Raw genomic sequence first — 26109 nt, 5'->3', positions numbered from 1 at the left:
GCGTGACGTTGCCGCGATGAGGGATACTGGGCGGCACCGGCAGCGCATACGCCGTGCGCCGCGCATCTGGATGTCGTACCCGCATGCCTGACAGCTTTCTCTTCTACGACCTGGAAACCTTCGGCCAGGATCCACGCCGCACCCGCATCGCACAGTTCGCTGCGGTGCGCACCGATGCGCAGTTGCGCGTGATCGAAGAGCCCATCAGCTTTTTCGTGCAGCCGGCCGATGATCTGCTGCCCTCGCCCTATGCCACCATGGTGACCGGCATCACCCCGCAACATGCGCTGCGCGAAGGCGTCACCGAAGCAGAGGCGTTCGCGCGCATCGCCGAACAAATGGGCCGGCCCCAGACCTGCACGCTGGGCTACAACTCGATCCGCTTCGACGACGAATTCATCCGCTGCGGCCTGTTCCGCAATTTCTACGACCCGTACGAGCGCGAGTGGCGTGGCGGTAACTCGCGCTGGGACCTGCTGGATGTGCTGCGACTGGTCCATGCGCTGCGCCCGGACGGCATCGTCTGGCCGCAGCGCGAAGATGGCGCTACCTCGTTCAAGCTGGAGCACCTGGCCGATGCCAACGATGTGCGCGAAGGCGATGCGCACGAAGCCTTGTCGGACGTGTACGCCACCATCGGCATGGCGCGCAAATTCCAGCAGCACCAGCCAAAGTTGTGGGACTACGCGCTGCGCCTGCGCGACAAGCGCTTTGCCGCCACCTTGCTGGATGTCATCGCCATGCAGCCGGTGCTGCATATCTCGCAGCGCTACCCCGCCTCGCGCCTGTGCGCCGCGGCGGTGTTGCCGCTGACGCGCCACCCGCGCATCGACAGCCGCGTGATCGTGTTCGATCTGGAGGGCGACCCGGAGGTGTTGTTGCGGCTGAGCCCCGACGATATTGCCGACCGCCTGTACATCCGCGCCGCGGATCTGCCGGAAGGCGAACAGCGCATTCCGTTGAAGGAAGTGCATCTGAACAAGTCGCCCGCGCTGGTGGCCTGGCAGCATCTGCGCGCTGCAGATTTTCAGCGCCTGGGTGTGGATCACGACGCGGTAGTGGCCAAGGCGGCACGCTTGCGCGCCTTGGGCCCTGAACTTGCCGAGAAGGTGCGCCAGGTCTACGGCAGCGAACGCGCCGCGGTAGCGGCGGTCAACGATGCCGATGCCTCGCTCTACGATGGATTTCTGGCCGAAGGCGACAAACGCTTGCTTGCACAGGTCCGCGCCAGCGCGCCGGACGAACTGGGCGCGCTGGAAGCGCGCTTTCGCGACCCGCGCCTGATCGAGCTGCTGTTTCGCTACCGCGCGCGCAACTGGCCGCAGACACTCTCGTTCGAGGAACAGGAGCGCTGGAACGTGTATCGCCGCCAGCGCCTGCTCGAAGACCGCGGCCTGGGTGAAGTCACCCTGGAGCAATACCACGCGCAGATTGCGGATTTACGGCGTACTCACCCCGACGATGCTACCAAGCAAGCCCTACTCGATCAGCTCGCCGCCTGGGGTTCGGACCTCCAACGCACGCTATGACCACCTACTTTTCCGACGCCAGCTTCAAGTTCCTGCGCGCCCTGGCCCGCCACAACGACAAGACCTGGTTCAACGACCATCGGCATCAGTATGAGGCGCATGTGCGCCAGCCGTTTCTGCAGCTGATCACCGATCTGCAGCCGGCACTGGCACAGGTCAGCGAACACTATCGCGCCGATCCCAAAACCCAGGGCGGCTCGCTGTTTCGCATCTATCGCGATGCGCGGTTTTCCAACGACAAATCGCCTTACAAGAACTGGCAAGGCGCACGCCTGTTCCATGAACGCCGCCGCCAGATGCCGGCGCCATCGTTCTATATCCACCTGCAGCCGGGCGAAAGTTTTGTCGGCGCCGGCCTGTGGCATCCGGAGCCGGACACGCAACGCAAGCTGCGCCAGTTCATTTTCGACAATCCCGGCAGCTGGAAGGCCGCCGCGCATAACCCGAAACTGCTGCGCAAATTCACCATGGACGACAGCGAAAAACTGGTGCGCGCACCGCGTGGATTCCCCAACGACTTCGAGTTCATCGAGGATCTCAAGCACCGCAACTGGGCGTACTTGCGTCACCTAGACGACAGCATCATGACCGGGCCGCGACTGCGCCAGACTATCGAGACGGACCTGGTGATCCTGGCCCCGTTTGTCGATTACCTGTGCGCGGCTTTGGACCTGGAATTTTGATGACACAGGATCTACCGCTTGGCCGGCAGCGCCGGACGCTGGGCCGCACCAAGCTATTGGTCTCGCCGATCGGTCTGGGATGTTCCGGTTTTTGGGGCCACCGGCGCTTCGACGAGGGCGCCGCCGCACGGGTGGTCGAGCACGCGCTGGCGCAAGGCGTGAACCTGCTCGACACCGGCCACAATTACTCCGCTTTCCATGCGGAACCGCGCCTGGGGCGGATCCTGCGCCCCCTGCTGGCGCAGCGTTCGCGGGATTCGCTTGTCGTGTCCAGCAAGGGCGGTACGTTGACCGGCCAGGCCGGTATCAGTGGTGCCGAACAGCGTGATTTCTCTGCTGCAGCGATCACGGCCAGTTGCGAAGCATCGCTGCGCAATCTTGGCTTGGACTATCTCGACATCTACCAGCTGCACGGCGCCAGCGAGCACGACATCAATGACGACCTGCTGCTGGCGATGCAGCGTCTGCGCGAACGCGGCCTGATCCGCCACACCGGCATCAATACGCATTCGGCATCGACCCTGCGCTGGATGATCGCCAACCCCGACGTCTTCGATGTGGTGCTGCTGGACTACAACGCGCTGCAGCAGGACCGTGAACCGCTGATCGACCAGCTGCATAACGCGGGCATTGGCGTACTGGCCGGCACCGTGCTTGCGCAGGGCCACCTCTTGCCCGCGCGTGCGCGCCTGCCGCATCTGGCCGACGCCTGGTATCTGGCACGCGCCTGGCTGAAGCCCAGCAGCCGCGCGTTGATGCAGTGCTCACGCAACATGCGCAATGCAGTGGCTTCGATCGATAGTCAGCGCCCGGCGCAAACGGCATTCGCTTATGTGCTGCAACACCCGGGTGTGGCCAGCGGCATCCTGGGCACCACGCGCATCAGCAATCTGGATGAAGTGCTGCAGACCCGCATACACGCGCTGGACGCCGTCCAACGGCAACGTCTGGTCACCGCCTTCGGCGATGGCCGCGGCTCTCCCAGTCACTGATCTTCACCTGCGGCGGCGGCGATTGCGGCAGTCTGGGCGCCATGAAAAAAACCATCGGCGTCCTTATCGCTTTCCTGCTGACCGTCACTGCGTGGTGGTTCGGCGGGCCGTACATGACCATGCATGGCCTGTCCAAGGCCATCGAGCAACGCGACACCGCTGCACTGGAACGTTATGTCGACTTCCCGCGTGTGCGCAGCAGCTTGCGCGCCCAGCTCAACGATTATCTGGTGCGGCAAGCCGGTCCAGACATCGCCACCGGTCCGTGGGGCACGTTGCTGTATGGCCTGGGGAACCAGCTCGGTGGTGCGGCGGTGGATACGCTGGTGACGCCGATCGGCATCGGTGCACTGTTGCAGGGGCATGTGCTATGGAAGCGCGGCCGCAATGAACTGCAGGGCGGCGATCCCTTCGGCCCCACCGAACCCGCGCGACCGCTGAAAAACGCCAAACACCGCTTCGAGACGCTGGACCGCTTCGTGATCGACGTCGAACGCACCCCCGGCGAACCACCACTGAAGGTGGTGCTGGAACCACAAGGGTTGCGCTGGAAGGTGGTGGACCTCCAGTTGGCGTTGTCACCGGCGCCATGATGCCGGGTGAGCAACGCAGCCGCCTTCGCCTTATCCTTCGTTGGCCACGCCGTGCGGCACATGTCCGGCGGCCACGTGCTGATGCTGGCGCGCACTGTCGATGTTGTGCTGCGAATCGTCGAAGAAGATATCCGCACCAAACGCCTGAAGAAACGGGCCCTTGTGACGCCCGCCCAGGAACAGCGCCTCGTCCAGACGCACGCCCCACTCGCGCAAGGTGCGGATCACCCGCTCATGCGCCGGCGCCGAGCGCGCAGTGACCAGCGCCGTGCGGATCGGCGAGGCCTGGCCGGGCGGAAACGCCGCCTGCAAGGTGTGCAGGGCCGCCAGAAAATTACGGAACGGCCCCACCGACAACGGCTCGCGTGCGCGCTCGCGCTCGTGACGCCCGAAGGCTTCCACGCCCTGCTCGCGCGAGATGCGTTCGCTCTCGTCGCCGAAGATCACCGCATCGCCATCGAAGGCGATCCGCAGCTGCGTCGACAAACGGCTTTCGTCGTTGTCCACGATTGCCGCCGCGGCCTCGGCGCGTTCGCCCAGTGCGCGCGGCATGATGGTCGCCGCCGCGATGCCATGGCTCAGCGCGCGCCGTACCGATTCCGGATTGGCCGAAAGAAACAGATCGGTCCCGAACGGCTTGACGTACGGCCAGGTCGGCTCGCCCGAGGTGAAGGTGGCACGCACGATGCCCAGGTTGTAATGCTGGATCGAGTTGAAGATGCGCAGGCCGGTATCGGCGGAATTGCGTGACAGCAGGATGACTTCCACCCGCGGCGCGTCCTCGGGCACATCGTGATTGAGCGCCAGCAGCTTGCGCACCACCGGGAACGCAACGCCAGGTTGCAGGATGTCGTCCTCATGCTCGCGCTGGAACGCCGAATACGCCTCCACTCCGTCGGCCTCGAACAGTGCATGGCCTTCTTCGAGATCGAACAGGGCGCGCGAGGTCACCGCGACGGTCAATAACCTTGGGGAGTTGTCGGGCATTGGGAGGCCGGGATTGGTGATTGGGAATTGGTTTAAAGCAGGAACTGGAGGTCGGGATTTGATCGCCCATCCGCGCAGCATCGTAGCGCGTGCGCGCGATTCTAAAGACGACGTGGCACGCTGCTGCCGTTGCCAATCCCGAATCTCGAATCCCAAATCACCGCTCCTCACACCGCAAACTGCTCGCTGAAAATACGCTCTTCCAGATTGTGTTCGGGATCGAACAACAACGTGACCTGGCGCTGCGTGGATTCGCGGATGGTCACTTCGACCACGTCGCGGATTTCGTGCGAGTCGGCGGTGACGCTGACCGGGCGCTTGTACGGGTCGAGCACGCGGAAGCGCACTTCGGTATCTGCCTTGAGGATGGCGCCGCGCCAGCGCCGCGGACGATACGGCGCGATCGGCGTCAGCGCCAGCGTATGCGAGCCCAGCGGCAGGATCGGCCCGTGCGCCGAATAGTTGTACGCCGTGCTGCCGGCCGGCGTGGCCACCATCACGCCGTCGCCGATCAGCTCGGCAATGCGGGTCTGGCCGTTGAGATCCACGCTCAGATGCGCGGCCTGCCGGGTCTGCCGCAGCAGCGAGACCTCGTTGTAGGCCAGCGAGCCGGCACTGGCACCGGATTCGGTCTGCACCTGCATTTCCAGCGGCCGCAGATACGCTGGCTCGGCGCGCTGCAGGCGCTCGAGCAGGTCGTCTTCGTTGTCGCGGTACTGGTTCATCAAAAAGCCGACCGAGCCCAGCTTCATGCCGAACACCGGCTTGTCGGAGGCGCCATGCCGGTGCAGCGTCTGCAACATGAACCCGTCGCCGCCCAGCGCACAGACGATGTCGGCGCTGTCCAGGGCATGGTCGCCATAGCGCTGCGTAAGGCGTGCGCGCGCGGCCACCGCCGGCTCGGCGGGGCTGGCAAGAAAAGCGATGCGAGGTGGTGCGGTCATCGTTGACTCCAGAGCATGCGAATCAGCATACCGCAGCCCTGTGCTGGGCTTGTTGTGGGTGCGTTGCGATCATGCCCACGCCTTCTGCGCGTGCACGGCAGCGGTCGCGTCGTGGCAAGCACGCGCTCCCGCGCCTGCGACGCATGGCACTTTGGCAACCGCGTCTGCTGGCGTCTACGCGAGCCGAGCCGGCGCGCCATCGGACGCAACCGGCGCGAGCTCAGGCCGTCAACCGCCAGGCGCGATGAATGCGCGCATGCCGCTCGAAATCCGGGTCGATGGTGCGCGGGCTGATTTCTTCGCACTGCGCGAACTCCGCCACCCCTTCCTCGTCCAGCTTGAAGCGACGGAAGTTGTTGGAGAAATACAACACGCCCCCCGGCGCCAACCGCGCCACGGCCGCGCGCAAAAGACGCACATGCTCGCGCTGGATATCGAAATCTTCCGCACGCGCTGAGTTGGAGAAGGTCGGTGGGTCGCAGAAGATCACATCGAAGTGTGCACGCTCGGCTTCCAGCCAGGCCAGCGCATCGGCCTGCACCAGTTTGTGCTTGCTGCCGGCCAGCCCGTTCAACGCAAGATTCTCGGCGCACCACTGCAGGTAGGTTGCCGACAGATCAACGCTGGTGGTGGACGCCGCACCGGCCACCGCCGCTTCCACGCTGGCCACGCCGGTGTAGCAGAACAGGTTGAGGAAACGCCGGCCCTTGCTCTGCTGCGCCATGGTGCCGCGCAGCGGGCGATGGTCCAGGAACAGCCCGGTATCCAGATAATCGAACAGGTTCACGCGCAGCAACGCGCCGTGTTCGCGCACGTGGACGATTTCGTTGCGCTGTTCGAAACGGCCGTACTTGCTGCCGCCCTTGCCGCGCTCGCGCGACTTCAGCGCCACGCGCTCGGCCGGCACTTCGAAGACCTCGCGTGCGGCGGCCAGCAATTCGTTGAGACGACGGCGCACATCGGCCTCGGGAATCGTCGCCGGCGCCGCGTATTCCTGCACATGCAGGAAGATGCGCCGGTCGCCGTCGGCTTGCTGATACACGTCGATGGCGGCGGAATATTCCGGCAGGTCGGCGTCGTAGGCGCGGAAACATTCGATGCCTTCGCGCGCGCGCCACTTCTTGAATTTCTGCAGATTCTTGCGCAGCCGGTTGGCCACCATCTGCGCGCCCTCGCTGAGCGCGGTCGGCGCTGCCAGCGGGGTGCGTCGCGGCACTGCGATCGGGTCGCAGACGATCAACGCGCATTCGATCGCACCGTTGAACAGCTGGTATTTCTTGCCCGCGCGCAGGCCGGTGGCATACGCCAGCTCGGCATTGCCGCACAGCAGGCTGGCACGCCACTGCGGCACGACGCGCTGCAAGGTATCGCCCAGACGGCGATACAGCGCCGCATCGGCGGCCAGGCGCTCGTCGTACGGCGGATTGCACACCACCACGCCGGTGGCCTGCGGCGGCGTCTGCAACTCACCGACTTCGCGCACGCCGAACCAGATCGCCTCGGCCACGCCGGCCACCTGCGCATTCTCTTTCGCGGCGCGGATGGCGTGCGGGTCCATGTCGCTGCCATGGATCACCTGCTTGAGCGCAGCACGGCCGACGCCGTCGCGTTCGCGCGCCTCGCTCACCAGCTGCTGCCAGCTCTCGCGGTCGAAGCCGCGCCAGCGGCTGGGCACATCGCTGCCGTAGCGCTGCAGACCGGGCGCGACATCGGCGGCCATCAGCGCGCCTTCGATCAGCAGCGTGCCGCTGCCGCACATCGGGTCGAGCAAGCCGCCGCCATCGGCATAGGCGCGCGGCCAGCCGCCGCGCATCAGCACCGCTGCGGCCAGATTTTCCTTCAACGGCGCCTCGTTCTGCGCCATGCGCCAGCCGCGTCGATGCAGCGGGCCGCCGCCCAGGTCCACCGAAATGGTGGCGCGGCCCTTGCGCAGCGACAGGTTCAGGCGCAGGTCGGGGTTTTCCACGTCCACCGACGGGCGCTCCAGCCCCTGCCGGCGCATGGTGTCCACCACCGCGTCCTTGATGCGCTGCGCCGCATAGCGTGCGTGGGTGATGGCGGTCCCGGACACATGTGCGTCCACCGACAGCGTATGCCCCACAGACAGATGCGCGTCCCAGGGCAGTTCGGCGACGCCGGCGTACAGCGCGTCTTCGTCCGGGCAATCGAATTCGGTCAGCGGCCACAGCACGCGGCTGGCCAGGCGCGACCACAGCACGGCGCGCTGCGCATCGCGCAGTTCGCCTTCGACGTTGACGCCGGAAATAGTGGCGGTGGCCTTGCTGGCACCGAGCGCAAGCAGCTCGTCGGCAAGCAGGTATTCCAGGCCCTTGGCGCAGGATGCGAAGAATTTCACGTAGGCAGGTATCGATAGAGACGCTGGCCGCGGCGGCGAGCGTGAAAGCAGGACAGCGGGCCGGCGCCTGGGTGGGCAATGCCGCGGCCGCGGTGGACGGGCCGCAAATGGTCGGCCATCGCGGCCGGCATTACCAGCCCGGCGCCCGGATCGCCCGCCGCACGGTTCACCACGCCGCCAGCCCCTATTGCGCCTGTGCCGTGTCCAGGCGCTGCTGCAGGCCCAACCGCTGCAGGAGGGCGGCATCATGCGAGGCGACGATCAGCGCCCCCTGATGGCCACGCAGCAGCGCCTCGATCGCTTCCACCGAGGCCAGATCCAGGTGGTGGGTGGGCTCGTCCAGCACAGCAGTTGCGCCGGCTGCGCCCGGTACAGCGCGCAGGCCAGTGCCGGCTTGAGCCGCTGGCCGCCGCTGAGCTGGCTGCAGGGCAGGTCGGCACGCGCCCGGTCCAGCCCCAGCAGCGCCAGGCGCAGCCGCTGTGCGTGGGCCGGCGCAGCTGGATCCGCGTCCTGCAACTGCGCAACGACCGAGCGCGCCGGGTCCAGCAGCGCCAGGTGCTGATCCAGATAGGCGGTCGGCGCATGCACCTGGCAATGCCCGGCGCCGGGCTGGAGGCGCCCGCCAGCAGCTGCAGCAATGTGGACTTGCCGCTGCCGTTCGGGCCGACCAGGCCATTGCGCCCGACCAAGCCGGTCGCGCGTTGGTCGATATGGATGTTCAGATCGGAAAACAGCGCGCTGCCATCGGGCAGCGCATACGCCACGCTTTCCAGCGTCAGCGACGGACAGTCATCCGGGTCTCCATTGCATGCCAACACACGTGCTGATCCAACCGGACCAGCAGCGGGTAGGCCGTCATCACGACGGCGGCGTCAATGGCGCATCGGACCAATCCTCAACAGGTGAAGTGCAGCCAGTCCAACCCGCCGCACTGGCAGCGACACCGGCGCAACAGGCCGGGCCAATGCAGCCGGCGCTCAACCCAGCCCGAACGCCGGGTGGTAAGCCACATCGGCCAGCGGCAGCAGCCGGTCGCCGAACGCCAGGGCTTGCAATTCCGATGCAGGCACCTCGGGCAACGCCAGGCCAGGTTCGACCGCAAAGCCCAAGCGCCGGAAAAACGCCGGCTCGCCCAGCGCCAGGCAGCCTGCGGCGCCGCGCTCGCGCAACGTGGCAAGCGCGGCCTGCACCAGCCGCGTCCCCAGCCCTTGCCGTTGATGGCCGGGCCCCACGGCCAGCGGGCCAAGCGCGAACCAGCCGGGCGAATCGTCCGACAGCGCCACCGGCGAGACGGCCAGATGCCCGACCACGTAGCCGTCGTGGTCGGCGACCAGCGACAACACGAGTGCGCCGTCCTGACGCAATCCTGCAATCACCTGGTGCTCGTCATGCCGGCTGTGTTCGGCGCGCATGAAGGCCACCATGGTCAGCAGTTCGATGGCAGCGGCGTCGCCTTCGGTGGCTTCGCGGATCAACACGTTCATCGGTGGCACCGCGCGCAGCCATGGCTGGCAACCGTCCGCATCACAGGCCCTGCAACAACGCTGCGAACGCGCGCGCCGAGGCGTCGACGTGCGAGGCCAGACGATGGTCATCGTCGACCAGCAGCAGGCGCGCATGCCGGGCCTGCGCCCAGGCAATCACGTCGGCAGCCGGAATCAACGCGTCGCGCCAGGCATGCACGATCGAGATCGGCACCGATGCGGCGTCCAGCGCCGGCATCGGGCCCATCTTGGTCGGCGGCACCATCAGAAACAGGCCGCGCGTGGGCACCTGCAACGACACCATCCCGGCGATATACGAGCCCAGGCTGGAGCCGGCCAGCACCACCGGCCCCTTCTCGGCCGCCGCCCGCGCAATTTCCAGCAGGCGTTGCAGCCGGCCTGGCACGTCGCCCAGCGTACTCACCTCGCGGCGTGCATCCAGGTCAGTGTAATCCGGGCGCTCATGGGTCCAGCCCAACTGCTCGGCCACGTTGGCCAGCGCGGTCACCTTCAAGGCGTCCGGGCCGCTTTCGAAGCCGTGCGAGAGGATGCAATGGCCGCGACTCATAGCGCCTGCACCGTATCGCCGATGCGCAGCACGCCGCCGCGCAGCACGCGTGCGCACAGCCCACCGTGGCCGCGCATGGCGTTATAGCCGCCCGCACCCAGGGCATCTTCCATGCGCGAACATGGGTCGCACGGGTCGGTGCCTTCCAATTCGATTTCGCCGATTCGGAATCGCCGCCCTTTCAGCGCGATCAACGCAATTCCGGACACCACCAGGTTGCGCCGCAGCGTCGCCGGCGCGATGGTGGCGTGTCCTGACAGCGCCGCGATCACCGGCAAATGCTCGGCCTGGATCAGGGTCACGCCGCGCTTGCCGCTGCCACCCTTGTAGCGGTCTCCCACAAGACCCATACCGGTGCTCACCTGCGCCGCGTCCACTTCCTGCATCGCCACCTCACGCGCCGGGCGCACACCGATCCAGGTCACCTGACCGGTCTGTGGCAGCGTCGCCATCAATTTGCCCAGGGGGCTGTCGGGATTCAAAGCCATCGGGCAATGCTAGCATCCGCTCCATGTCCGATGCCGTCTTGCCGTCGCCGCCAATCACCTATGCGCCGTTATCCTACGAATCGCGGTTGGCCAGGCGCGCGCTCACCCAGATCGACATGGTGGTCATCCATTGCACCGAATTGCCGGACATGGCGATGGCGCGCGAATACGGCGAACGCGTGCTTTATGACAGCGGCACCGGCAACAGCGGGCATTACTACCTCGATCGCAACGGCAGCATCCAGCAATACGTCGCCCTGGAGCGCGTTGCGCATCATGTGCGCGGGCACAACCCGCATACGCTGGGCATCGAACTGGTCAACCGCGGCCGTTATCCGCACTGGCTGGATTCGCGGTATCAGCAGATGACCGAACCCTATCCCGAAGCGCAGATCGCCGCGCTGATCACCTTGTTGCAATGGCTGCAGCAGCAGCTGCCCTCGGTGCGGCGCATCGCCGGCCATCAGGCGCTGGATACCACCCAGGAAGCCGCCAGCGACGACCCGGCCCGTAAAATCCGGCGCAAGCTCGACCCCGGCCCGCTGTTCCCGTGGCCGCGCATCGAAGCGGCGGTGAGCTGGTCGCACACGCCGCGTTAGGAGGCGCTTTCTTGCCCCTGCCGGTGGGCGAGTCACTGCGTTACGTCGGTCATGCCCGGTCGCGCCCGACAGCGCCGAGAAGCGATCCAACCTGCGTGCCAGCCGCGCCGTCGAAAGACAGCGTCGCCCGGAGAACACGCACGTGACCGCTCCCGGATGCTGTGATGAGCCATTGAAAACACCTCTTGCCTCGCACACCGTCCACCCGTTGCAGCACACTCAACGTTCGGTCGCACGGTAAGTCTTCTCGCCGGCATTCACTGCCACGTCCAACCGGTTTTCAGGCGGCGCGATGGGGCAGACCACATGGGGCGTCAGTGCGCATGGCGGGTTTTCGGCCAGATTGAAATCCAGGATCACCTGACCATCGCGGGGCGAGGTGGCAAACAGATACCGCGCGCCGCCATAACTCTCCTTGCCGCTGGTGCGGTCGGCGAACAGGAAGAACAGGCCCTGGCCATCTTCCTGCAGCAGCGGCCGCAAGCGGTATTCGTGGCCGTTGAGCGAGAACACGGCTTCTCCCGGCACCTCCACGGTGAGCGGCGTGCCGATCGAGGTCAGCAAGGTGGTCGTGCGCGGCGTTGGATAGGGTTGCCACTGCGCCTGGATGCGCCACTGCGGATCGGTCGGGAAATATTCCAGCCCGTCGAACTGCGTCAGCGCGGGCGCTGCCGGGTCGCGGAAGCGCCAGCCGTACAAGGCGCCTGTCTGCACCAGGTAGAACTGTCGGCCACCCACGTCCAGCCGGTCGCCGCGCTGCCCTGCCCGCTCTGGTTGCAGGCGTACGTCGCCGATGCGCTGCCCGTTGAGCGTCACCGCGGCAGAGCCATCTGCGCGAAAGCGTATGTGTCCTGCAGCATCCAGCGTCAGTTGCCCCAGCTGCGCAGGGCCGGCAGGCAGGACGATATCGCTGAGCGGGTCGCTGCCCACACGGTACTGGCCGGCGCGCACGCGCCCCGAACCGGTATAGCTCAACCACCCATCGGGCGCCCGCAGCTGCCTCAGCCGCTCCGCGCGCGCGCGTTCCAGCGCGACTTCGTACACATCATGCGGCGCCGCATTGCGATGAGCGACCGCAGGCGTATCGCTGACATCGGCGGACGACTCCGCCGAACAGGCAGCCAGCGTCCACACCGCGACGCACAGCGCGCCAATCCGTAACTGCAACCGCATGGCTCACCCAGCACTGCAAGAAACTGCGCTCCGCGCAGCGAACCTGCGTCCCCACAGGTCACCGTTCCTGCCGCCATTGTGCCTGCAATCAGGCGCCGGTCGCGACCGGGCGCGAGGCATCTTGCAGCCAACCACTCCAGGAACCGGCGTAGACGCGTGCACCGGACAACCCGGCCACTTCCAACGCCAGCAACAGATGGCAGGCCGTCACGCCCGATCCGCACATCACCACCGCCTGCTCGGGCCGGTACGCACCCAGCAACGCGGACAACTCGGCGCGCAGTTCGGCAGCTGGTTTGAAGCGACCATCACGCAGGCTCAGTCCCAGCGGGCGACTCACTGCACCGGGCACGTGCCCGGCCACCGGGTCGATCGGCTCGACTTCGCCACGGAAACGCTCGCCTGCCCGTGCGTCCAGCAACCAGCCCGGCGCCTGTTGCAGGCGCTGCGCGATCTGCTCGGCATCCACCACCGCCGTGGCGTCAAAGTGGCCCGGATACGCGGTGCCGCTGCGCAAGGCAGGCGACTCGGTGCTTTCCGCAAAACCGGCCGCACGCCACGCGGCCAAGCCACCGTCCAGCACCGCCACCCGGCGATGGCCCATCAGCCGCAACATCCACCACGCGCGCGCGGCCGCCATGCTGCCATCGCCTGCGTCGTAGACAACCACCAGGCTCTGCGGATCAATGCCCCATTCGCCGAGGCGTCTTGCAAAGGCCTCGCTATGCGGCAACGGATGCCGCCCCTGCGCCGGCCGTGACAGATCTGCAAGGTCGTGGTCCAGATCGGCATAGTGCGCGCCGGGCAGATGCCCCTGCGCGTACGCCTTGCGCGCTGCGTGCGGGTCTGGCGCGGTCGGTGGCGCGGCACGCGCATCCAGCAGACGCAGCTGTGGATGCTGCAACGCGGCCGAAAGCGTGGCGGCATCGACCAGCGTGGTCCAGTTCGGATCTGCACTCATGCAACCTGCTCCAGGCGACGACGAAGATTGAGAAGAATGGCGGCGGTGGCGCCCCAGATACGGTGGGCAGGCCAGTCGTATTCGAGCACGCGTCGCGGGCGTCCGCGGAACTCCAGTTCCACACTGCGCAGATTGTCCGGGTCCATCAGATAGGCCAGCGGCACTTCGAAGACGTCCGCCACTTCATCCGGCTGCGGCACCGCCACGAACGCCGGGTCGATGACCGCCACCACCGGCGTCACCCGAAATCCGCTCACCGTCACAAACGGATCCAGGTACCCCAAGGCATGCACGTGCTGCGCGCCGAGCGCGACTTCTTCGCAACTCTCGCGCAGCGCTGCAGCAGCGGCATCGGCATCGGACGGCTCCATCCGCCCGCCGGGGAAGCTGACCTGCCCGGCGTGATGGCGCAGGCTGTCCGTGCGCCGGGTCAGCAACACCGTCGTGCCCTGTTCGCGCGGCACCAGCCCGCACAGCACCGCCGCTTCGGCAGACGGGTCGCCGTCGGTCAGGTCGATCAGCTCGGCATGGTTCCAACCCGGCCCGGCCGGCGCGGTATCCAGCGGATACAGCGCCCGCCTCAACTGCGCGTATTCGGGCAGCCGCGCCGTCAGCGCGCGTGCGGGCAGCACCGTGTGCAGATAGTCCTGGCGTTCGGCGTCGCTCATGCTCATCCAGCGTGCAATTTCATCCAGGCTGCGCAAACAGCCGACGCAGTGCGACTGCGCGTCCAGCGAACATACACCGATACACGGACTGGGCAGAGGGCCGGCCTCGGATCCGACATCGTTGCCACTCATCGCTGGGTCCTGCGGCCGCTGCATCGTTGCATCATTCTCTTCAGACAATCGCTGGACCAAAACGACAACGCCGGCCTGGTGGCCGGCGTTGTCGCAACAACATCACGTGCAATTACTTGACGCTGACCAACTTGATCTCGAACTGCACAGCCACGTTCGGCGGGAACGGGGTACGCGGGTCGGCACCGTAGGCCTTTTCCGGCGGCAGGGTCACTTCCCACTTCGAGCCGGCCGGCATTTGCAGCAGCGTGTCGCGCATGGCCTGCATTTCGACTTCGCTGACCTTGATGGCCGGGATCTGCTGCGCCGGACGTGCCTTCTCGCGGTCGCCGAACGGGAACGGACCGGCCACTTCCAGCTGCACGGTGCTGGCCTGGGTCGGCTTGGCGCCCTTGCCGGCTTCGATCACGCGGTACTGCACGCCGCTCGGCAGCGTCTGCACGCCGGCGGTGCTCTTGTTCTTGGCCAGGAACGCATCGCTCTTGGTCTTGTTGGCTGCAGCGGCCTTGTCGTACTCGGCCTTGGCCTGCTGGGCACGGCCCTGCTCGCGCTTCTGGAACGCCTCAACGGCCGGCTTCAACTGGTCGGCAGTGATGGCCGGCTGCTTCTTGGCATAGGCGTCCTGCAGACCCTTTACCACCGAGTTGATGTCGAGCTGCTCGCCGCGGCCGGTGAGCTCGGCAAGGTTGTTGCCGTAGTCGTAGCCGAAGTAATAGCTCAACTTGCCCTTCTCGGACGTCGTGTCCTGGGCCAGTGCATTGCCCGTCAGGGCCAGGGCCGCCACAGCGACCGCGATAGAACGCAACTTCATCAAACAATTCTCCAGGGTGGTGGCACAGGACGGGTCTGCCGCCTGAGATGACGCGCTAGGATAGCGGCCGCGATACCGAACCGCTACTTATCGCGAAAGCTAGGACCAGCAAGGGTTTTGGAAGTTCCGTGTTTACTATTTTTTTACGTTCGCAAGGGTTCACATGTCCAATCACGTCATTCTGATCGCCGACCACGCCAGCGTCCGGACGATTACGGTCAATCGGCCGGACAAACTGAACGCATTGAACCGGCAGACCATGCAGGCCCTGGATCAGGCGTTCCAGGACGCAGCCAATGCGGACGATATACGCGCCGTGATTCTCACCGGCGCCGGCCCCAAGGCCTTCGTGGCGGGTGCCGATATCGCGGAAATGAGTGACCTGTCGGCAATCCAGGGGCGCGAGTTCTCGTTGCTGGGCCAGCAACTGATGCGCCGGATCGAGCGCATGCCCAAGCCGGTGATCGCGATGATCAATGGCTTTGCGCTGGGCGGCGGCCTGGAGCTGGCAATGGCGTGTCACCTGCGCATCGCCGCAGCAACAGCGCGCCTGGGGCAACCGGAAATCAATCTCGGCCTGATTCCCGGCTTTGGCGGCACGCAGCGCCTGCTGCGCCTCACCGGCCGCGCCGCAGCGCTGGAACTGTGCCTGCTCGGCCTGCCGATCGACGCGGCCCGCGCACTGCAATTGGGCCTGGTCAATCGCGTGGTCGAAGCGGATGCCCTGCACGAAGAAACGCTGGCGCTTGCGCAACGCCTGGCAACTGCAGCGCCGCTGGCACTGCGCGGCATTCTGGATGCGGTGGTGTTCGGCGGCGAATGCGCCATCGAGGAAGGCCTGCAGCTGGAAACCGCGCAATTTGCGTTGTTGTTCGCCACTGACGACATGCGCGAAGGCACTCGCGCATTCCTCGACAAACGCCCTGCCCAGTTCCACAACCGCTGATATCGCCATGACGCTCGAGCTCATTCCGGCATCGCGTCCGTTGCCGCTGCGGTTGTTCGATTGTGTGCAGGCCGACGACCTGGATCGTGCGCTGGCACTCGGCTTGATGGCCTATCTGCCCGACCCGCAGCACGATACGCTGGACGCCGACTGCCCGCAGGTCTGCGCCACGTTGCTCAGCGCGCAACGCCGTCTACAAGACGCCTGGGCCGCGCGCGAACGCTACCGCGCGCGCTCGGCGCGCCTGCAACGGCGCGCCACCGAACGCGATGCGCGCAGGGCGCCCGCCCCGGCACCCAGCCAACCGGCAACGCCCGCACTGCCGCCGCTGGCCGCTGCCATCCTGGCGCGCGCGAAGGCGAAAGCCGCTGGCGGAGCGCAGCCATGAACACACCCCAGGCAATGGTACCGGCGCGTCGTGGCAGCAGCATGCGCAAGCCCGAGATACAGGAGATGTTCGAGCGCCTGCGCGAACTCAATCCGCACCCCACCACCGAGCTGGAATACACCACCCCATTCGAGTTATTGATCGCGGTGCTGCTGTCGGCGCAAGCCACCGATGTCGGCGTCAACAAGGCGACCCGCAAGCTCTATCCGGTGGCCAACACCCCGCGCGACATTCTCGATCTCGGCGAAGAAGGCCTGAAGCGGTACATCTCCACCATCGGCTTGTTCAACGCCAAGGCCAAGAACGTCATCGCCACCTGCCGCATCCTGCTGGAGCGCTATGGCGGCGACGTGCCGCATGATCGCGCCGCGCTGGAAGCGCTGCCCGGCGTGGGCCGCAAGACCGCAAATGTGGTGCTCAACACCGCCTTCGGCGAACCCGCCATGGCCGTGGACACGCATATCTTTCGCGTTTCCAACCGCACCGGCCTTGCACCAGGCAAGGACGTGCGCGCGGTCGAAGACAAGTTGGTCAAGGTGATCCCGGCCGAGTTTCTACACGATGCACATCACTGGCTGATCCTGCACGGACGCTACGTCTGCAAGGCACGCAAGCCGGATTGCCCGGGCTGCGTGATCCACGATCTATGCCGCTACCGCGACAAGACGCCACCGGCGCCTGAGCGGCAAGCAAAAACCAAGAGTTGAGACAGCAGTGGCGCCGGAGCAACGGCGCAACCGCGCGCCCTCGTCACACGCAGCAAACCGCAAGGCTGCAAGCTTTTACGAATCTCGAATCCCCACTCCGCCCAAAAAAATCGTGACCGGATGATGCGTCTTTCGGCGCCATGCATCACCCGATCACGATGGGGGTCACCCGGCGCGAACGCCGGGCGTTTACAACACTTTACGCAGCTTTCGCCTGCTCGACGCGCTGTTCCACCAGCACGCCATCCACCGTGGGCTGGCCTTCGACACGTCGATCCAGCTCCTTCCAGTCCACCACCAGTTCGCAGCCGCGTGAGGCCGCATTGCGGCTCCAGTCGCGCAACAACTCGATGCAGGCATGATCGACGTGGTGCAGCTTGGCCACATCCAGATGCAGCGCAGTGTTCGGCGGCACGCTTTCCAGCGTACGTGCCATGGCCGGCACCTTCAGGAAGGTGGCCGAACCCTGGAGGGTCAGATGCATTTCGTCCTTCTTGTCGGCGTGCTCGCGCACCTCGACCTTCAGACGCGACGAATGCAGTGCCAGACGGAACAGCGACAGACCGAAGCCGATCAGCACGCCGGTCAGCAGGTCGGTGGCCACGATCGCGAAGGTGGTCGCCAGGTAGATCGCGGCCGTTCCGCGGCCATAGGTCGCCAGTTCCTTGACCTGCCCGATCTTGATCATCTTCACGCCGGTATAGACCAGGATGCCGGCCAGACAGGCCACCGGCGTCATCCGCAGCAGCCACGGCAACAGCATGGCGAACACCAGCAGCCAGCTGCCGTGCAGGATGGTCGATGCACGCGTTGCCGCACCGGCCTGCACGTTGGCCGCGCTGCGCACGATCACCCCGGTCATCGGCAATGCACCCAGGAAACCGCAGAGCATATTGCCCACGCCCTGCGCCGCCAGCTCACGGTCGTACTGCGTCCGCGCCCCCTGATGCATGCGGTCCACCGCCGCCGCCGACAGCAAGGTCTCGGCGCTGGCGATGAAGGCGAAGGTCACTGCCGAGACCAGCAAGGTGTGGTTGAACACGCCGAAGATGTCGGAAATGCTGGGGATGCTGATCGCAGAGAACAGATTGGTCGGGACATCGACCTTGTTGACGTTCAAGCCCTGCAACTGCACGGTCGCGGTGACAACCACCACCGCGATCAATGCACCCGGCAAAAACCGCAGGCGCTGAGGGCGCAGTTTGTCCCAGGCCAGGATGATACCGATCGTCGCCAGACCCACGAACAGCGCATTACGGCCGGTCCCCTCGCTGATGGCCTGCCACAACACGCCAGGCAATGCAGCGAAGTTTTCCAGACCGCGGGCCTTGGGCGCGGCATCCATCAAGACGTGCGCCTGCGAGGCCACGATCAGGATGCCGATGCCCGACAACATGCCGGCCACCACGGCCGGCGATGTCATCCGGAACCAGACGCCTGCGCGGCACAGACCGGCAATCAGCTGAATTGCGCCGGCCACCAAGATCACCGGCCCGAGCGCAACAGCGCCGTGCTCCCGCACCAGTTCGAACACCAACACAGCCAGGCCGGCGGCCGGCCCGCTCACCTGCAGCGGAGAACCCGCCAGAAAGCCGACGACCAGACCACCCACGATGCCGGTGATCAGGCCCGCGGCGGGCGGCATGCCGGATGCGATCGCGATACCCATGCACAGCGGCAGCGCGACAAGGAAGACCACCACGGACGCCAATAAATCACGCCCAAACAGTCCCTGGCGGAAATATCCGCCGATACCTGATGTGTTCATGGCAGGCTCCGTCAGGCGAGTTCAGCGCGCACGACTTGTTGCAGTCGCGGGCGTGGAGTGGCTTCGGGGGTGCTTTCGGCCAGCAGTGGCCGGAAGCCACCCTTCTCGGCATCGAAGGCGCGGATCTCCCCGTGCGCGATATCGTAGATCCAGCCGTGGATGCGCAACGTGCCCGCCGCCAGGCGCGCTGCCACCACCGGCTGCGTGCGCAGGTGGTCCAACTGCGAGACCACGTTCTCTTCGGTCATGCAGTTCAGCGCTTCATGGCTCTGCGGATCGTGCCCGTGATGCGCGGTGACATGGCGCGCCGCATCGGTGTGCTTGAGCCACGCTGCCACGGAGGGCACGTCTTCCAGCGACTCCGGCTTGAGCACGGCCTTCATCGCGCCGCAGTCGGTGTGCCCGCAGATCACGATGTGACGCACGCCCAGCACTGCGATGGCGTATTCGATCGCTGCCACCACGCCACTGACATGTTGCGAGTACGGCGGCACCACATTGCCGATATTGCGATAGACGAACAATTCGCCTGGCTGTGCGGAGAAGATCAGCTCCGGCATGACGCGCGAGTCTGCGCAGGTGATGAACAGCGTGTGCGGGCTCTGGCCGCCTGCCAGTTCCTGAAAGCGCGCACTCTGACGCGGATAGACTTCTTTACGGAAATGGCGAAAACCTTCTAGCAAACTTTCCATGGGAGATTCCTCTAGGCAACGAATAGCCATCCGCGGCGCAAACCGCGAATTGCAAGACAAACAAATCAATTGGGAATCCGGCGCGGAATGCACCGGGTGCAGCGACAGCGGGGATCAGCCAAGCAGTGCGTTTGGAGGGCGCAGCTGTGGGATCAGGTCGCGTTTTTGATTTGCCGGCGCGTGATGCGCGTGCCAAGAGGGGGAATACCGCGCCAGCATCGGCCATGCTTGGGAGAGCAAGGGGATATCGTCTGCAGGCTGTGTGTCGACTTGGCTCTGTGTATCGCCGTCGTCCTGCGGATCTTCTGCTGCATCGCGTTCTTCGCCAGCATCCACCATTACCGCCAGGCCGTCGCCCACGAACGCATGATGCATGCGCGCGTGCGCATTGGCTGCCGACCACGCGGAAAGCGCGAGCAGGCAGACCAACAGCATTTGGAGGAATCGAGGAAACATGGCCTCGAAGCTAACAATTTTGACGCCGCGTATGCAAGTGGTGCGCCGCACAAACTGACGCATGTGTTCAGGCTGACATAGCGCCAGTTCAGCCCGTCAGCGCCACAGCTGGGAAATTCAAGGCGTTGAGGTTGGCACCGAGTACTGTCATAAAACAGCGCCGTTCAGTTTTTTGACACACACTGACATAGTTGAAACGCACGTAAACTCTTGTCTTTATTGGCAAAAATGACGTATTACGTTTCTGTTGTTTTGTCACATTAACGCAACCTTCACACCCTAGCCTGCGCCCACTTTCTCAGGTCGCAAGGCATCTATGAAACTCGCTCCCACCCTGCTTGGTTCCGCGCTGCTGCTGGCACTGGCCGCCCCTGCAGCACACGCCGAGATCGCCATCGATGTAATCGGTGGTTCGGAAATCTCGCTGGAAGGCCTGGTCCAGGCCGACGGCAACTGGTTCCACAACGATGTGCAGGACCTCAATGGCCCGATCGGTGCCAATGGCGACAATTCCGAATTCAGCATCCGGCGCGCCGAGCTGGTCCTCAAGGGCAAGGGCCCGGGCAACTTCGAATGGGTCGCCGGCTATGACCCGAGCGTGCTGAAGGAGGTCACCATCCGTGGCACCACCATTCGCAGCACGGGCCGCTTCCTGGATAACAACATCAAGTACAAGTTCGGCGGCAACGCGAACAATTACCTGCAGATCGGCCAGTTCAAGCAGCCCAACAGCCTGGAAGAACTGTCCAGCACCAAGAACAACGACTTCGTCTCCAAGGCGTCGGTGACCAACACCTATGGCATCTCGCGCCGGTTGGGCGTGGCCTATGGCATGGGCGACAACAATTGGAGCGTGACCGCCAGTGCATTCGGCCGCGAGCTGACCCGTAACCAGGCGCACGGCAACGGCTATGGCGCGCGCGGCACCTGGGCACCGATCAACGAGACTGGCAACGTGCTGCACTTCGGCCTGAGCTACCTGGCCTACGACACCGACGACGACACCTTGCGCCTGCGCGCACGCCCCGACGCCGACCTGACCACCGTTCGCCTGATCGACAGCGGCGCCATCACCAATGTGGACAACGTTGGCGTGGCCGGTGCCGAGGCGATGTGGATCACCGGGCCGTTCAAGCTGCAGAGCGAGTACTTCCAGGAAAACGCCAACCGCATCGGTGCCAATGCGCACGACTATAAGAGCGACGGCTGGTACGTGAGCGGCGTCTGGAACCTCACCGGCGAAACCTGGGGCTACAAGGCTGGCGTGCCGACCACCCCGCTGCCCAACGAGCCGGCATCGGGCATGTGGCAGCTGGCGGTGCGCTACGACACCCTGGACCTCAACGATGGCCACCTGGTCGCCAACGGCAACACACCGTTCGTCGATGGCGTGCTGGGCGGCAAGATGAACATCTGGACGGTCGGCGCCAATTGGTACTGGCGCTCGAACTTCAAGTTCGCCCTCGACTACGCCAAGGTCGACAGCACCCGCTACAACAGCACCACCCGCGGCCTGGTCGACGATAACCCGTCGATCATCGAAGCACGCGCGCAGTTCTACTGGTAAGTGCGTCGCTGCCGCGTGCGATCGGTCGAGCGCACGCGGTGGCAGCGCCGCCACTTCCTGCCGGCCTGAACATCCGACGGCGCAACGCCGTCATCGCCCTGTCATTTCCCAGACACCGCATGGTCATGCCATTGCCCTGCAATGGCACCACGGCGGGACGTCCTCATCCCTTCGCTACAGGAGCTGTTCCGTGATCCACTCCTTCAAGACCCGTCTGGCCGTCGGCGTACTCGCCGCCTCGCTGGCACTGTGTGCCCAGGCTGCCGATGTCACCGGTGCCGGTGCGTCGTTCATCTACCCGGTGATGTCCAAGTGGTCGGCCGACTACAACGCCGCCACCAAGAAGCAGGTCAACTACCAATCGATCGGTTCGGGCGGCGGTATTGCCCAAATCAAGGCGGCCAGCGTGGACTTCGGCTCGTCCGATGCCCCGCTCAAGCCGGAAGAATTGGCCGCTGCCGGCCTGGCGCAGTTTCCCTCGGTGATCGGCGGCGTGGTGCCGGTGGTCAACGTTCCGGGCGTCGCCGCCGGTACGCTCAAGCTGGACGGCAAGACGCTGGGCGACATCTTCCTGGGCAAGGTCAGCACCTGGAACGACCCGGCCATCGCTGCGCTCAACCCGGGCATGAAACTGCCGGAAGGCAAGATCACCGTGGTGCACCGCTCCGACGGTTCGGGCACCAGCTTCAACTTCACCAACTACCTGTCCAAGGTCAACCCGGACTGGAAGAGCAAGGTTGGCGAAGGGACTGCCGTGCAGTGGCCGACCGGCATCGGCGGCAAGGGCAACGAGGGCGTGGCCGCCTACGTGAAGCAGATCAAGGGCGGCATCGGCTATGTCGAGTTGTCGTACGCGCTGCAGAACAAGATGGCCTACACCGCAATGAAGAACGCGGCCGGCAAGTTCGTGCAACCGTCGGATGAAACCTTCGCCGCCGCGGCCAACAGTGCCGACTGGGGCACGGCCAAGGACTTCTATCTGGTGATGACCAACGCCGCTGGCGATAACGCCTGGCCGATCACGGCGACCAATTTCATTCTGGTGCAGAAAAAGCCGAAGAACCCGGCTGGCCTGAAGAACACGCTGGACTTCTTCCGCTGGGTCTACACCAAGGGCGATGCGCAGGCCAAGCAGTTGGACTACGTGCCGCTGCCGGACACGCTGGTCACCCAGATCGAGGCGTATTGGGCCAAGAATCTGCCGCACTAAGGACGGCGCAGCCTCTGGTGCAGCGCCAAGGTGGGCAAGCCATGCCTTCAACGGCATGGGCGGTTGTCTGGTCCATGCCGGCGACCTGCAGGGCCGCCTGAAATGGCAACCAGGTGCCCCGCACCGAGGCTCGGCAGCCAGCACGAAAACGCGTAAAGGAACGACGCCGTCTCTCTCCCCGGCGTTGCCCCGGGACGCGGATCCCGGAGGGTGCCACGCCCTCCGCGGTCCGCGTCCTTTTTTTGTGATGCGTTGGCCAGAAGGCACTGTCATGCAGGTGTAACAAAAACATCATTTCATAGTGTGGTCTGCCGGAGACACCGGCCAATCCAGCCTCGGAGCTTCCATGAAATTGCAGTCGGCCAGCCTGACCGCCCTGTCCCTCACCATCGCCCTCGCCCTGGCCGCGTGCTCGCCCGGCAAGGACGCGCAGTCCGCAGACGCCGCAAAGGGCGCGCCGACCGCAGGCGCCACCGCCAGCGACAGCAAGGGCGCTGAAATTTCCGGCGCCGGTGCGTCCTTCATCTATCCGCTGGTGTCCAAGTGGTCGGCCGACTACAACGCCGCCACCGGCAACAAGGTCAACTATCAGTCGATCGGCTCCGGCGGCGGTATTGCGCAGATCAAGGCCGGCACCGTGGATTTCGGCTCGACCGACAAACCGCTGGACAGCACGGAACTGCAACAGGCTGGCCTGGGCCAGTTCCCGTCCGCCATCGGCGGCGTGGTGCCGGTGGTGAATCTGGAAGGCATCGCGCCGGGCAAGCTGCGCCTGACCGGCGCCCTGCTGGGCGATATCTTCCTGGGCAAGGTCACCATGTGGAACGATGCGGCCATTGTGGCGGCCAACCCGGGCGTGACCCTGCCGGCCACCAAGATCAACCTGGTGCATCGCTCGGATGGTTCGGGCACCACCTTCAACTTCTCCAACTACCTGTCCAAGGTCAGCCCGGAGTGGAAGAGCAAGGTCGGCGAAGGCACCTCGGTGCAGTGGCCGGGCGGCGTGGGTGGCAAGGGCAACGAAGGCGTTGCCTCGTATGTGCAGCAGATCAAGGGCTCGATCGGTTACGTCGAGCTGGCCTACGCCCTGCAGAACAAGATGCCGTACACCTCGCTGCAGAACGCGGCCGGCCAGTGGGTCGAGCCGAACGCGGAAAGCTTTGCCGCCGCCGCTGCCAGCGCCGACTGGGCCAACGCCCGTGACTTCAACCTGGTGATCACCAATGCGCCGGGCGAGAAGGCGTGGCCGATCACCGCGACCAACTTCATGTTGATGCACAAGCAATCCAAGGACGCCGCGCGCAGCAAGGCGACGCTGGACTTCTTCAAGTGGGCGCTGGAAAACGGCCAGGCCCAGGCCAGCGAATTGCACTACGTGCCGCTGCCGCCGGAGCTGGTGAAGCAGATCGAAGCCTATTGGGGCAGCGAGTTCAAGTAATGCCCTGCACCCGCCCATGCGGCGGGCTGCGCTGCGGCGAGGTACCTGAAGGTGCCTCGCCGTTCCTGCTGTCTCACGCTCCCGCCATTGCGCGGGTGACGAGTCCAATCGAATGAATGCCACCGCCATTCCCGAAGCGATGACCGCGCCACGCGGCCGCGACCTGCGCGACGCACGTGCCGATCGCCTGTTCAAGCTTGCGCTGGCCGCTACGGTCGTTTTCGTCCTGTTGGCGCTCGGCAGCGCGGCACTGTCGATGCTGTGGGGCGGACGCCATGCCTTGCAGATGCAGGGCCTGAGTTTCTTCTACTCAGCCGACTGGAATCCGGTCGAAAACAAATACGGTGCGCTGGCACCGATCTACGGCACCCTGGTCACCGCGGTGATCGCGATGCTGATTGCGGTGCCGGTGAGTTTCGGTATCGCGTTCTTTCTGACCGAAGTGGCACCACGCTGGCTGCGTGGCCCGGTGGGCACTGCCATCGAACTGCTGGCCGGCATCCCCTCGATCATCTACGGCATGTGGGGCCTGTTCGTGCTGGTGCCGGTGATGACCGAACATGTCACGCCATGGCTCAACGATCATCTCGGCACGCTGCCGCTGATCGGCCCATTGTTCCAGGGCCCGCCGTTGGGCATCGGCCTGCTGACCGCCGGCTTCGTGCTGGCGATCATGGTGATTCCCTTCATCTCTTCGGTCATGCGCGAAGTGTTTTTGACCGTGCCCACGCGCTTGAAGGAATCGGCATACGCACTGGGCTCGACCAAGTGGGAAGCGAGCTGGGACATCGTGCTGCCCTACACCCGCTCGGCGGTGATCGGCGGCGTGTTCCTGGGTTTGGGGCGTGCGCTGGGCGAAACCATGGCAGTGGCGTTCGTGGTCGGTAACACGGTGCGCCTGTCGCCGTCGCTGCTGGAGCCTGGCACCACCATCGCGGCGTTGATCGCCAACGATTTCGGCGAAGCCACTGAAACCTACCGGTCGGCATTGCTGCTGCTGGGCTTCGTGTTGTTCATCGTGACCTTCATCGTGCTGGCCATCGCACGCTTCATGCTGATGCAGCTGTCGCGTCGGGAGGGCAACTGATGTCCGCCGCTTCGGTGTCGCAATCGCTGTACAACCGCCGCCGGGTCGTCAACGCCATTGCGTTGCTGCTCTCCTGCGTCACTGCGTTGTTTGGTTTGTTCTTCCTGGCCTGGATCCTGTGGACGCTGGTGTCCAAGGGCGTGCCGGGCATCGACCTCAACCTGTTTACCAAGATGACGCCGCCGCCGATGCAGGAAGGCGGCCTGCTCAATGCCTTCTTCGGCAGTGCGGTGATGTGCGGGCTGGCGCTGGCCATCGGCACGCCGCTGGGCATCGCCGCAGGCACCTGGCTCGCGGAGTACGGCAATGCGCGCAAGGCCGGCGTGGTGGTGCGCTTCGTCAACGACATCCTGTTGTCGGCGCCCTCGATCGTGCTGGGCCTGTTCGTCTACACCTTGTACGTGATGCAGACCGGTGGGCGCTTTTCGGCATTCGCCGGCGCACTGTCGCTGGCCTTCATCGTGCTGCCGGTAGTGGTGCGTACCACCGACGAAATGCTGCGATTGGTGCCGGCGCAGATGCGTGAAGCCGCATTGTCGTTGGGCATTCCGCAGTGGAAAGTCACCGTGCAGGTGCTGTACCGCAGCGCCTCGGCAGGCATCGTCACCGGCGTGCTGCTGGCACTGGCGCGCATCAGCGGCGAAACCGCACCGCTGCTGTTCACCGCATTCGGCAACCAGTACTGGAACAGCAACATCTTCCAGCCGATGGCCAGCGTGCCGGTGATCATGAATCAATTCGCCGGCAGCCCGTACGACACCTGGCAAACGCTGGCCTGGGCCGGCGCGCTGGTACTGACCGTGTTCGTGTTGCTGGTGAGCCTGGGTGCGCGTGCCCTGCTCTTGCGCAACAAGATTTCCAATGACTGACCTTTCCCTCCGG

The 26109-nt window shown here is 65.2% G+C and carries 27 protein-coding genes and 1 pseudogene; 13 read left to right on the top strand and 15 right to left on the bottom strand.

The window, feature by feature from the left end; all coding sequences use genetic code 11:
- Positions 1–83 precede the first annotated feature (83 nt).
- Genes sbcB through HLH45_RS12770 form a run of 4 tightly spaced genes read left to right on the top strand, consistent with a single transcriptional unit; the run spans position 84 to position 3797 of the window.
- Entirely contained in the window at positions 84–1529 is a 1446-nt protein-coding gene (gene sbcB / locus HLH45_RS12785) for an exodeoxyribonuclease I (RefSeq protein ID WP_008576316.1), read from the top strand.
- Positions 1526–2212, top strand: coding sequence for a DUF2461 domain-containing protein (locus tag HLH45_RS12780; RefSeq protein WP_008576319.1), 687 nt, complete (start codon positions 1526–1528; stop codon positions 2210–2212). The genes sbcB and HLH45_RS12780 overlap by 4 nt, the downstream gene beginning before the upstream one ends.
- Positions 2212–3204 (top strand): aldo/keto reductase, encoded by a 993-nt coding sequence (locus HLH45_RS12775; RefSeq protein ID WP_008576320.1) that lies wholly within the window; start codon positions 2212–2214, stop codon positions 3202–3204. The genes HLH45_RS12780 and HLH45_RS12775 overlap by 1 nt, the downstream gene beginning before the upstream one ends.
- A 41-nt stretch (positions 3205–3245) precedes the next feature.
- A complete protein-coding gene (locus tag HLH45_RS12770) occupies positions 3246–3797 on the top strand; it encodes a DUF2939 domain-containing protein (protein ID WP_008576322.1) in 552 nt (183 codons plus the stop codon).
- A gap of 30 nt (positions 3798–3827) precedes the next feature.
- Here HLH45_RS12770 and HLH45_RS12765 read toward each other — a convergent pair whose 3' ends face one another.
- The 8 genes and pseudogenes from HLH45_RS12765 to HLH45_RS12730 all read right to left on the bottom strand — a co-directional run bounded on the left by HLH45_RS12765 (position 3828) and on the right by HLH45_RS12730 (position 10624).
- Entirely contained in the window at positions 3828–4784 is a 957-nt protein-coding gene (locus tag HLH45_RS12765; RefSeq protein ID WP_014089840.1) for a 5'-nucleotidase, read from the bottom strand.
- A 167-nt stretch (positions 4785–4951) separates the two neighbouring features.
- Positions 4952–5728: an NAD kinase gene (locus HLH45_RS12760; RefSeq protein WP_008576325.1), complete on the bottom strand. Its 777-nt coding sequence runs from the start codon at positions 5726–5728 to the stop codon at positions 4952–4954.
- Between the two features lie 220 nt (positions 5729–5948).
- Entirely contained in the window at positions 5949–8084 is a 2136-nt protein-coding gene (gene rlmKL / locus HLH45_RS12755; protein ID WP_008576327.1) for a bifunctional 23S rRNA (guanine(2069)-N(7))-methyltransferase RlmK/23S rRNA (guanine(2445)-N(2))-methyltransferase RlmL, read from the bottom strand.
- Positions 8081–8272: a hypothetical protein gene (locus HLH45_RS22000; protein WP_074053196.1), complete on the bottom strand. Its 192-nt coding sequence runs from the start codon at positions 8270–8272 to the stop codon at positions 8081–8083. The genes rlmKL and HLH45_RS22000 overlap by 4 nt, the downstream gene beginning before the upstream one ends.
- Positions 8269–8764: pseudogene (locus HLH45_RS12745) on the bottom strand (ATP-binding cassette domain-containing protein); the annotation flags it as partial. The gene HLH45_RS22000 and the pseudogene HLH45_RS12745, both read right to left, overlap by 4 nt.
- Before the next feature lie 297 nt (positions 8765–9061).
- Positions 9062–9568, bottom strand: a complete 507-nt coding sequence (locus tag HLH45_RS12740; protein ID WP_008576330.1) for a GNAT family N-acetyltransferase — start codon at positions 9566–9568, stop codon at positions 9062–9064.
- 40 nt (positions 9569–9608) lie between these two features.
- Positions 9609–10136 (bottom strand): alpha/beta hydrolase, encoded by a 528-nt coding sequence (locus HLH45_RS12735; protein ID WP_008576332.1) that lies wholly within the window; start codon positions 10134–10136, stop codon positions 9609–9611.
- Positions 10133–10624 (bottom strand): MOSC domain-containing protein, encoded by a 492-nt coding sequence (locus HLH45_RS12730; RefSeq protein ID WP_008576334.1) that lies wholly within the window; start codon positions 10622–10624, stop codon positions 10133–10135. Before HLH45_RS12730 ends, HLH45_RS12735 begins: the two co-directional genes overlap by 4 nt.
- 23 nt (positions 10625–10647) lie before the next feature.
- Here HLH45_RS12730 and HLH45_RS12725 point away from each other — a divergent pair, with 23 nt between their 5' ends.
- Positions 10648–11223: an N-acetylmuramoyl-L-alanine amidase gene (locus HLH45_RS12725; RefSeq protein WP_008576336.1), complete on the top strand. Its 576-nt coding sequence runs from the start codon at positions 10648–10650 to the stop codon at positions 11221–11223.
- Positions 11224–11442: 219 nt separating this feature from the next.
- On the opposite strand, the gene HLH45_RS12720 is transcribed toward HLH45_RS12725, so the two are convergent.
- From HLH45_RS12720 to HLH45_RS12705, 4 genes are all read right to left on the bottom strand, one after another.
- The gene (locus tag HLH45_RS12720; RefSeq protein WP_008576338.1) at positions 11443–12396 is read right to left on the bottom strand and encodes a DUF1684 domain-containing protein; all 954 of its coding nucleotides are present in this window, start codon (positions 12394–12396) and stop codon (positions 11443–11445) included.
- An 88-nt stretch (positions 12397–12484) separates the two neighbouring features.
- The gene (locus HLH45_RS12715) at positions 12485–13357 is read right to left on the bottom strand and encodes a sulfurtransferase (RefSeq protein WP_008576340.1); all 873 of its coding nucleotides are present in this window, start codon (positions 13355–13357) and stop codon (positions 12485–12487) included.
- Complete coding sequence (locus HLH45_RS12710; protein ID WP_033479087.1) at positions 13354–14157, bottom strand: CoA pyrophosphatase; 804 nt, start codon at positions 14155–14157, stop codon at positions 13354–13356. The genes HLH45_RS12715 and HLH45_RS12710 overlap by 4 nt, the downstream gene beginning before the upstream one ends.
- A 112-nt stretch (positions 14158–14269) precedes the next feature.
- Entirely contained in the window at positions 14270–14968 is a 699-nt protein-coding gene (locus HLH45_RS12705; RefSeq protein WP_004429231.1) for an FKBP-type peptidyl-prolyl cis-trans isomerase, read from the bottom strand.
- A gap of 163 nt (positions 14969–15131) precedes the next feature.
- Between HLH45_RS12705 and HLH45_RS12700 the strand changes: the two genes are divergently transcribed.
- Genes HLH45_RS12700 through nth form a run of 3 tightly spaced genes read left to right on the top strand, consistent with a single transcriptional unit; the run spans position 15132 to position 17009 of the window.
- Entirely contained in the window at positions 15132–15914 is a 783-nt protein-coding gene (locus HLH45_RS12700; RefSeq protein ID WP_031422007.1) for an enoyl-CoA hydratase-related protein, read from the top strand.
- A 7-nt stretch (positions 15915–15921) separates the two neighbouring features.
- A complete protein-coding gene (locus HLH45_RS12695) occupies positions 15922–16302 on the top strand; it encodes a hypothetical protein (RefSeq protein WP_014089831.1) in 381 nt (126 codons plus the stop codon).
- Complete coding sequence (nth, locus tag HLH45_RS12690; protein ID WP_011346997.1) at positions 16299–17009, top strand: endonuclease III; 711 nt, start codon at positions 16299–16301, stop codon at positions 17007–17009. The genes HLH45_RS12695 and nth overlap by 4 nt, the downstream gene beginning before the upstream one ends.
- 199 nt (positions 17010–17208) lie before the next feature.
- On the opposite strand, the gene HLH45_RS12685 is transcribed toward nth, so the two are convergent.
- From HLH45_RS12685 to HLH45_RS12675, 3 genes are all read right to left on the bottom strand, one after another.
- A complete protein-coding gene (locus HLH45_RS12685; protein WP_008572157.1) occupies positions 17209–18777 on the bottom strand; it encodes a SulP family inorganic anion transporter in 1569 nt (522 codons plus the stop codon).
- Positions 18778–18788: 11 nt separating this feature from the next.
- Entirely contained in the window at positions 18789–19469 is a 681-nt protein-coding gene (locus HLH45_RS12680; protein ID WP_008572158.1) for a carbonic anhydrase, read from the bottom strand.
- 114 nt (positions 19470–19583) lie between these two features.
- Positions 19584–19904, bottom strand: coding sequence for a hypothetical protein (locus tag HLH45_RS12675; RefSeq protein WP_014089829.1), 321 nt, complete (start codon positions 19902–19904; stop codon positions 19584–19586).
- Positions 19905–20241: 337 nt separating this feature from the next.
- Between HLH45_RS12675 and HLH45_RS12670 the strand changes: the two genes are divergently transcribed.
- The 5 genes from HLH45_RS12670 to pstA all read left to right on the top strand — a co-directional run bounded on the left by HLH45_RS12670 (position 20242) and on the right by pstA (position 26096).
- Entirely contained in the window at positions 20242–21492 is a 1251-nt protein-coding gene (locus tag HLH45_RS12670; RefSeq protein WP_008572160.1) for an OprO/OprP family phosphate-selective porin, read from the top strand.
- Between the two features lie 190 nt (positions 21493–21682).
- A complete protein-coding gene (gene pstS / locus HLH45_RS12665; protein ID WP_008572161.1) occupies positions 21683–22702 on the top strand; it encodes a phosphate ABC transporter substrate-binding protein PstS in 1020 nt (339 codons plus the stop codon).
- Positions 22703–23048: 346 nt separating this feature from the next.
- Positions 23049–24140 (top strand): phosphate ABC transporter substrate-binding protein PstS, encoded by a 1092-nt coding sequence (gene pstS, locus HLH45_RS12660; RefSeq protein ID WP_008572162.1) that lies wholly within the window; start codon positions 23049–23051, stop codon positions 24138–24140.
- A gap of 112 nt (positions 24141–24252) precedes the next feature.
- The gene (gene pstC / locus HLH45_RS12655) at positions 24253–25227 is read left to right on the top strand and encodes a phosphate ABC transporter permease subunit PstC (protein WP_008572163.1); all 975 of its coding nucleotides are present in this window, start codon (positions 24253–24255) and stop codon (positions 25225–25227) included.
- The gene (gene pstA, locus HLH45_RS12650) at positions 25227–26096 is read left to right on the top strand and encodes a phosphate ABC transporter permease PstA (protein ID WP_008572164.1); all 870 of its coding nucleotides are present in this window, start codon (positions 25227–25229) and stop codon (positions 26094–26096) included. The genes pstC and pstA overlap by 1 nt, the downstream gene beginning before the upstream one ends.
- Positions 26097–26109 lie beyond the last annotated feature (13 nt).

This window comes from Xanthomonas euvesicatoria, assembly GCF_013112235.1.
In the GTDB taxonomy this organism is placed as follows: Bacteria; Pseudomonadota; Gammaproteobacteria; order Xanthomonadales; family Xanthomonadaceae; genus Xanthomonas; species Xanthomonas euvesicatoria.
This window is presented reverse-complemented; position numbering and strand designations above follow the sequence as displayed.

Coding starts and splice junctions, on each gene's coding strand:
- HLH45_RS12775 (WP_008576320.1), top strand. CDS start 2,212: ATGACACAGGATCTACCGCTTGGCCGGCAGCGCCGGACGCTGGGCCGC.
- nth (WP_011346997.1), top strand. CDS start 16,299: ATGAACACACCCCAGGCAATGGTACCGGCGCGTCGTGGCAGCAGCATG.
- pstS (WP_008572162.1), top strand. CDS start 23,049: ATGAAATTGCAGTCGGCCAGCCTGACCGCCCTGTCCCTCACCATCGCC.
- HLH45_RS12715 (WP_008576340.1), bottom strand. CDS start 13,357: ATGAGTGCAGATCCGAACTGGACCACGCTGGTCGATGCCGCCACGCTT.
- pstA (WP_008572164.1), top strand. CDS start 25,227: ATGTCCGCCGCTTCGGTGTCGCAATCGCTGTACAACCGCCGCCGGGTC.
- HLH45_RS12740 (WP_008576330.1), bottom strand. CDS start 9,568: ATGAACGTGTTGATCCGCGAAGCCACCGAAGGCGACGCCGCTGCCATC.
- HLH45_RS12765 (WP_014089840.1), bottom strand. CDS start 4,784: ATGCCCGACAACTCCCCAAGGTTATTGACCGTCGCGGTGACCTCGCGC.
- HLH45_RS12770 (WP_008576322.1), top strand. CDS start 3,246: ATGAAAAAAACCATCGGCGTCCTTATCGCTTTCCTGCTGACCGTCACT.
- HLH45_RS12720 (WP_008576338.1), bottom strand. CDS start 12,396: ATGCGGTTGCAGTTACGGATTGGCGCGCTGTGCGTCGCGGTGTGGACG.
- HLH45_RS12725 (WP_008576336.1), top strand. CDS start 10,648: ATGTCCGATGCCGTCTTGCCGTCGCCGCCAATCACCTATGCGCCGTTA.
- HLH45_RS12735 (WP_008576332.1), bottom strand. CDS start 10,136: ATGAGTCGCGGCCATTGCATCCTCTCGCACGGCTTCGAAAGCGGCCCG.
- HLH45_RS12685 (WP_008572157.1), bottom strand. CDS start 18,777: ATGAACACATCAGGTATCGGCGGATATTTCCGCCAGGGACTGTTTGGG.
- HLH45_RS12730 (WP_008576334.1), bottom strand. CDS start 10,624: ATGGCTTTGAATCCCGACAGCCCCCTGGGCAAATTGATGGCGACGCTG.
- HLH45_RS12670 (WP_008572160.1), top strand. CDS start 20,242: ATGAAACTCGCTCCCACCCTGCTTGGTTCCGCGCTGCTGCTGGCACTG.
- HLH45_RS12680 (WP_008572158.1), bottom strand. CDS start 19,469: ATGGAAAGTTTGCTAGAAGGTTTTCGCCATTTCCGTAAAGAAGTCTAT.
- HLH45_RS12710 (WP_033479087.1), bottom strand. CDS start 14,157: ATGAGTGGCAACGATGTCGGATCCGAGGCCGGCCCTCTGCCCAGTCCG.
- HLH45_RS12780 (WP_008576319.1), top strand. CDS start 1,526: ATGACCACCTACTTTTCCGACGCCAGCTTCAAGTTCCTGCGCGCCCTG.
- HLH45_RS12695 (WP_014089831.1), top strand. CDS start 15,922: ATGACGCTCGAGCTCATTCCGGCATCGCGTCCGTTGCCGCTGCGGTTG.
- HLH45_RS12705 (WP_004429231.1), bottom strand. CDS start 14,968: ATGAAGTTGCGTTCTATCGCGGTCGCTGTGGCGGCCCTGGCCCTGACG.
- HLH45_RS12760 (WP_008576325.1), bottom strand. CDS start 5,728: ATGACCGCACCACCTCGCATCGCTTTTCTTGCCAGCCCCGCCGAGCCG.
- sbcB (WP_008576316.1), top strand. CDS start 84: ATGCCTGACAGCTTTCTCTTCTACGACCTGGAAACCTTCGGCCAGGAT.
- HLH45_RS12700 (WP_031422007.1), top strand. CDS start 15,132: ATGTCCAATCACGTCATTCTGATCGCCGACCACGCCAGCGTCCGGACG.
- pstC (WP_008572163.1), top strand. CDS start 24,253: ATGAATGCCACCGCCATTCCCGAAGCGATGACCGCGCCACGCGGCCGC.
- HLH45_RS12675 (WP_014089829.1), bottom strand. CDS start 19,904: ATGCTGTTGGTCTGCCTGCTCGCGCTTTCCGCGTGGTCGGCAGCCAAT.